Source organism: Enterococcus sp. 3H8_DIV0648 (genome assembly GCF_002140655.1).
Classification (GTDB): Bacteria; Bacillota; Bacilli; order Lactobacillales; family Enterococcaceae; genus Enterococcus_A; species Enterococcus_A hulanensis.
Genome location: NZ_NGLG01000001.1, coordinates 985,785 through 991,308 on the forward strand (window position 1 = coordinate 985,785; position 5,524 = coordinate 991,308).

Annotated in this window: 6 protein-coding genes; 3 read left to right on the forward strand and 3 right to left on the reverse strand. The window is 38.9% G+C overall.

Annotated elements, in window-relative coordinates:
* The coding region (locus A5875_RS04595; protein ID WP_141108323.1) for a mechanosensitive ion channel family protein at nucleotides 1–526 on the reverse strand (526 nt) is incomplete at its 3' end.
* Nucleotides 527–683: 157 nt separating this feature from the next.
* Here A5875_RS04595 and A5875_RS04600 point away from each other — a divergent pair.
* Nucleotides 684–1,697: a branched-chain amino acid aminotransferase gene (locus A5875_RS04600; RefSeq protein ID WP_088932516.1), complete on the forward strand. Its 1,014-nt coding sequence runs from the start codon at nucleotides 684–686 to the stop codon at nucleotides 1,695–1,697.
* Nucleotides 1,698–1,978: 281 nt separating this feature from the next.
* On the opposite strand, the gene fabI is transcribed toward A5875_RS04600, so the two are convergent.
* Nucleotides 1,979–2,734: an enoyl-ACP reductase FabI gene (gene fabI / locus A5875_RS04605; RefSeq protein ID WP_088932517.1), complete on the reverse strand. Its 756-nt coding sequence runs from the start codon at nucleotides 2,732–2,734 to the stop codon at nucleotides 1,979–1,981.
* Between the two features lie 162 nt (nucleotides 2,735–2,896).
* On the opposite strand from fabI, the gene fabZ reads away from it, so the two are divergent.
* Together fabZ and A5875_RS04615 are read left to right on the forward strand one after the other, a co-directional pair.
* A complete protein-coding gene (gene fabZ / locus A5875_RS04610) occupies nucleotides 2,897–3,346 on the forward strand; it encodes a 3-hydroxyacyl-ACP dehydratase FabZ (RefSeq protein ID WP_088932518.1) in 450 nt (149 codons plus the stop codon).
* A gap of 148 nt (nucleotides 3,347–3,494) precedes the next feature.
* Nucleotides 3,495–4,496, forward strand: coding sequence for an IS30 family transposase (locus A5875_RS04615; protein ID WP_088932519.1), 1,002 nt, complete (start codon nucleotides 3,495–3,497; stop codon nucleotides 4,494–4,496).
* Between the two features lie 247 nt (nucleotides 4,497–4,743).
* On the opposite strand, the gene A5875_RS04620 is transcribed toward A5875_RS04615, so the two are convergent.
* Nucleotides 4,744–5,493 carry a peptidylprolyl isomerase gene (locus A5875_RS04620; protein WP_088932520.1) on the reverse strand — a complete coding sequence of 250 codons (750 nt, stop codon included), beginning with the start codon at nucleotides 5,491–5,493 and terminating at the stop codon, nucleotides 4,744–4,746.
* Nucleotides 5,494–5,524 lie beyond the last annotated feature (31 nt).

Here is a 5,524-nt window from a genome sequence, read left to right on the forward strand (position 1 = left end):
TGCCGACAGATGTTACGGTTCCTTCGATACTCAAATCGGTCAATCGAATGTAATCACCGACATCGATCTGCTGCTCCATAATAATGAAGAAACCTGTGATGATATCATTCGTAAATCCTTGAGCACCCAAACCAATGGCGATACCAGCAATTCCAGCACCAGCTAATAACGATCCGACTGGAATACCAAGCGTATCCAAAATTGAGTATAGAAAGAAGAAAAACAGAGTATAAGAAAAAATATTCATTGATAAGGCATGGATTGTTTCGATCCTAGTAGCGTTATCCGCAATTTTTTTCTTTTGCCGTTCGAATGACTGATCGATCAAAAAATTTCCGATTTTTCGAATTAAGTAAAAAAGGACAATCACGGCTAAAATCGTTAGGCCTTTTTGAATTAAAACAGAAAAAACACGATCCCAGTTGATCGTCTGCCAATACTTTTGCCAAGCTGATAATTGTTCTGTCGCTTGATCGACGACATTAGTGTTGCTGGAGTCTACGGTTTGCGTTGTAAGTAAAAACATAAGCCACCTCTACAAATTAATAGAAATAGTTTACCAATCTTTCGCTTTTCTGTCGACTGAAGGCAAAAAAATCATAATTTTCTTATAACTGAAAAAAATCATGACAACGGTGTTAGAAAATGATAGACTAACATTTAAATAAGAAGGGGATGATAGAATGGTGAATATAAAATGGGAAGAGTTGGGTTTTGATTATATCAAGACGCCTTTCCGCTATATTTCTCATTGGAAAAATGGTCAATGGGATGAAGGCGCATTAACAGAGGATAATACTATCACCATTAATGAAGGGTCAACCTGTCTGCATTACGGACAAGAATGTTTTGAAGGACTGAAAGCCTATCGTCGTAAAGACGGGAAAATCAACTTGTTTAGACCAGACGAGAATTCGAAACGCTTGAATAAGAGCGCTGAGCGTTTACAAATGCCAGCTGTTCCAGAAGATAAATTTATTGATGCTGTTAAGCAAGTAGTTCGTGCTAATGAGGAGTATGTTCCTCCTTATGGAACTGGTGCGACGTTGTATTTGCGACCTTATTTGATTGGGGTAGGACCGAACATCGGGATCGTACCCGCGCCAGAGTATTTGTTTGGCGTATTCTGCATGCCAGTCGGACCTTATTTCAAAGGTGGATTGACACCAAGTAATTTTATTGTATCTGAGTATGATCGTGCTGCGCCATTTGGTACCGGAGCCGCTAAAGTGGGTGGAAATTATGCAGCGAGTCTTTTACCAGGGCAAATCGCTCACGATCGTAATTTTTCGGACTGTATTTATTTAGATCCAGCAACTCATACAAAAATAGAGGAAGTTGGTTCAGCAAACTTTTTCGGAATCACTCATGATAATCAATTTATCACACCGGAATCGCCGTCGATTTTACCAAGTATTACGAAATATTCGTTGTTGTATTTGGCAAAAGAGCGCTTTGGTTTAGATGCTGTGGAAGGCGACGTTCGTTTGGACGAATTAGATAAATTCGCAGAGGCAGGCGCCTGCGGAACGGCGGCTATTATCGCACCGATAGCAGGGATTCAAAACGGAGAGGACTTCCATGTATTCTACAGTGAAACAGAAACTGGTCCAGTAACGAAAAAATTGTACGATGAGCTTGTGGGGATTCAATTCGGAGATGTTGCCGCACCGGAAGGCTGGATTTTCGAAGTATAGTTGTTTTTTGGCACAGGTGAGGGAGTTAGGATGGATATAATTTGGATAGTTTTTGGGGTATTAGTATTCCTATTTTTGATTCTTTGGTATGGTCTTGCACATATCCATTACGTAAAAAGTACGATTAAGTCACCAGTCAGGCGTTTCTTTTTCGCAATGTTAATGGGAATATTAGAAATTTTTTAAATCTGTAAAAAGCCGCTCAAAAGCGGCTTTTTGTTTTATTTCGATCCATTTGAACATAAAAAAAGCACGCCATAAAAATGACGTACTAAAAAAGCTTAACTTAAGTGAACACCTTTATCGACATAAATGATGTCTCCGATGATACCTGTTGCTAACGGGCTAAGCAAGAAGGCACATGAATTTCCTACTTCTTCGATTGTTACAGCAACCTTATCAGGTGTGCGTTCTTCAGAAAGACTTAGTAATGATTGATAGTCTTTTACGCCAGTTACCGCTAAGGTTTTGATAGCACCAGCAGAAATCGCATTGACACGAATGTTCTTTGGAGCTAATTCAGTTGCTAAGTAACGAACTTCCGCTTCTAAAGCTGCTTTTGCGATTCCCATCATATTGTAGTTAGGGATTGAACGCTCAGAACCCATATACGTCATCGTCACAATGCTGCCGCCATCAGTCATCAATGGAGCTGCATATTTCGAAACCGCCAATAAAGAGTAAGCACTGATGTCTTGCGCTAATTGGAAGCCATCACGAGTGATCTCTGTTACGTTGCCAGATAATTCTTCTTTGTTAGCAAAAGCGATAGAGTGAACTAAGCCGTCGATCGAACCAAATTTTTCTTTAATAGAATCAAATGCTGCTTCGATCTTTTCATCGCTGGCAACATCTAGTTCAAACATATGGGCATCTTCCCCGACTAATTTGACTAGATTTTTCTTCATTCGATCATTTTGATACGTATAGATAATTTCTGCGCCTTGGTCGGCGATGGCTTTCGCACATCCCCAAGCAATACTTTTTTTATTGGCTACGCCAGTCACGATTATTTTCTTTCCAGATAAAATAGACATTAAATGACACACTCCTAAATAATATAAAAAATAATATGCTCTCATTATGTTGGAAAAAGCTTTGATTGTCAAACTATTTTTTTGAATAATCTAATACGCCTTGATTAAACTGCAAGAATATGATAGTTTGATAATCAAATAAAATATTCATAGAGGTGCAAAATGGAAAAAATTATGAATGTCGAAGAAATTATGGCTGCGATCCCAAATCGCTTTCCCATTTACTATTTAGATGCAGTCACAGAGTTTGAAGACGAAAAGCATATCACCGCGGTTAAAAATTTAACGATGAATGAGGACTTTTTCCAAGGATATTTCCCTGGTGAACCAATCATGCCTGGTACATTGATTGTTGAAGCGCTGGCTCAAGCAGGATCATTATTGATTTTGAAATCCGCTGCGTTTGAAGGGAAGACCGCATACATCGGCGGGATCAATAAAGCCAACTTTTTAGAATTCGTACGACCTGGCGACACATTATTTTTGAATTTTGATATTCGAAAAGTTAAAGGTCCGGTTGGAACTGCCAAAGCATGGGCAACGGTGGAAGAGAAAGTCGTAACAGAATGCGAGTTCACTTTCATCGTAGGCGATAAAGAACAGAAGAAGTAGCAAAAAAGAACCAAAATCTCGATTAATGAGATTTTGGTTCTTTTGTTAACAGGCGGATTTACACTTTAAGTGCAACACAAAAAAGACTCATAGATGATTTTCTTGTAAAATAGTAATTGCGAGATAACTATTGAAAGGAAGGATATCTATGAGTCAGTATACTCATCTTACCATTTTCGAACGAGAAGAAATAGCGAAATTACATGCGCAAGGATACACGATAAGAGAGATTGCCCGTCAACTTCGAAGAAACCCTTCTACAATTAGCCGAGAAATGAATCGAAATGCTTTTTCATCAAACCAATATTCTCCGACTATTGCACACCGGCTTTATAAGCTTAAAAGAAAAAATTGTGGAAGAAAGAAGATTTTATCCATTTTCTATTTAAAGAATATCGTCAAACATCTTTTTTTAGACGAACAATGGTCGCCAGAAGAAATAACGAATCGATTAGAATTAGAAGACTACCCGATAAAGATTAGTTATTCGACTATTTATCGAGCAATCTATGCTTTTGAATTTGATGACGAAATGCCAAAACAAGGGCATCGTGGTGTGGTGAAGAAGTTACGTAGAAAAGGAAAAAAGTATAAGTGCCAGAATCATAACGAAACCAGAGGGAAGATAGTCATTTCGCATACAATACATGAAAGGCCATCAGAGGGGAATCTACGACGTGAACTGGGTCACTGGGAGGTCGACACAGTAGTTGGTAAAATGGGGAGCGCTTGTTTACTTACCCTAACTGATCGGAAATCTCGCTACTTGTTAGCTGATAAAGTAGCGGCGCAAAGAGCAGAACCAGTCAAAGATAGTATGATCTATTTACTCAAAGGACTCCCAAAAACGAAAAGAAGGAGTGTTACTTCAGATCGCGGAAAAGAATTCTCATTTCACAAAGACGTAACTAAAAAATTAGAGGGGCTCCCCTTTTACTTTGCGGATCCACAGTCACCTTGGCAGCGTGGTACAAATGAGAATACAAATGGATTATTAAGAGAATATTTCCCTAAACGTCAGACTTTAGATGAAGTTACATCACAGACACTAAAAGAAGTCCTAAGAAAAATAAATATGCGACCTCGTAAATGCTTAAATTGGAAAACCCCTTTTGAAGTATTTTTTAATCGAGTGTTGCACTTGATTTGACAATCCGCCCATTAAAGGAAGTATAAAATTTTCACATGAATAAATCGCTTTGTAGCGGGTATATCCATGTCTGGCTTCACGAACTAGCTTTTCTACACAAGTTCCGCATACAGTTGCTGCTAAATTAGCATTAAGCAGAACTAGCATATCGGCAATAAGCAAAAATATTTCGAAATTTGAGAAGCAATTTAGAAATATTTTGGTCTTATTGCTCAAAAGCTGAGCGAGTTCGCGAAGCCTTTCTTACTTATTTTTTAGGTTCCTGTAAGACTTTTACTTCAGTCACTTTGACCGGATCGACTGGTGTAGATTTCTCACCAGATCCGCTATCTTTAACTTCAGCGCCAGCAATCTTGTCAACGACATCCATACCCTCTGTTACTTGACCAAAGACAGTGTATTCTCCATCAAGCTGAGGGGTACCGCCTTTTTTATATTGTTCAATGATTTTTTCTGGATAATACTGAATGGCTAAACCATCACTGACATCTTCACTATTTGTCACGATAAAGAATTGGCTACCATTACTGCTGCGTGATTCTGAACGAGCCATAGAAAGGGCGCCGCGAATATTGTAGAGCTGATTTGATATTTCAGTTTTAAAGCCCTTGTTCCAAATGCTTTCTCCGCCAGTACCATCACCTTTAGGATCTCCGCCTTGAATCATGAAATCCTTCATTACACGATGGAAGGGGGTATCTTTGTAGTAGCCTTCTTTGGCGTGGGTCACAAAATTTTCCACGGCTTTAGGTGCTTGTTCAGGGAAGAGTTTGATTTTGACACTTCCTTCTGTTGTCACAAGTTCCACTAAGTATTCATCGTCTGCGACTTTGTCACTCAGCTGCGGCAAATCCAATTTATTTAAATCTACACTAGATTCTGTTGTCTTTGCGGTACTTTCCTTTGTATCTTTCGTTGCGTTATTGCTGCCGCATGCTGCGAACAAGCCGATCGATAAAGCCAAGCTTGCACCGATCATCATTTTTTTGAATTGCATAACATTCTCCTTTTAAAGTTATTATCATTCT

Excerpts from the sequence above, each read along its gene's own strand:
- fabI (WP_088932517.1), bottom strand. The coding sequence starts at position 2,734 with ATGTCTATTTTATCTGGAAAGAAAATAATCGTGACTGGCGTAGCCAAT.
- A5875_RS04600 (WP_088932516.1), top strand. The coding sequence starts at position 684 with ATGGTGAATATAAAATGGGAAGAGTTGGGTTTTGATTATATCAAGACG.
- fabZ (WP_088932518.1), top strand. The coding sequence starts at position 2,897 with ATGGAAAAAATTATGAATGTCGAAGAAATTATGGCTGCGATCCCAAAT.
- A5875_RS04620 (WP_088932520.1), bottom strand. The coding sequence starts at position 5,493 with ATGCAATTCAAAAAAATGATGATCGGTGCAAGCTTGGCTTTATCGATC.
- A5875_RS04615 (WP_088932519.1), top strand. The coding sequence starts at position 3,495 with ATGAGTCAGTATACTCATCTTACCATTTTCGAACGAGAAGAAATAGCG.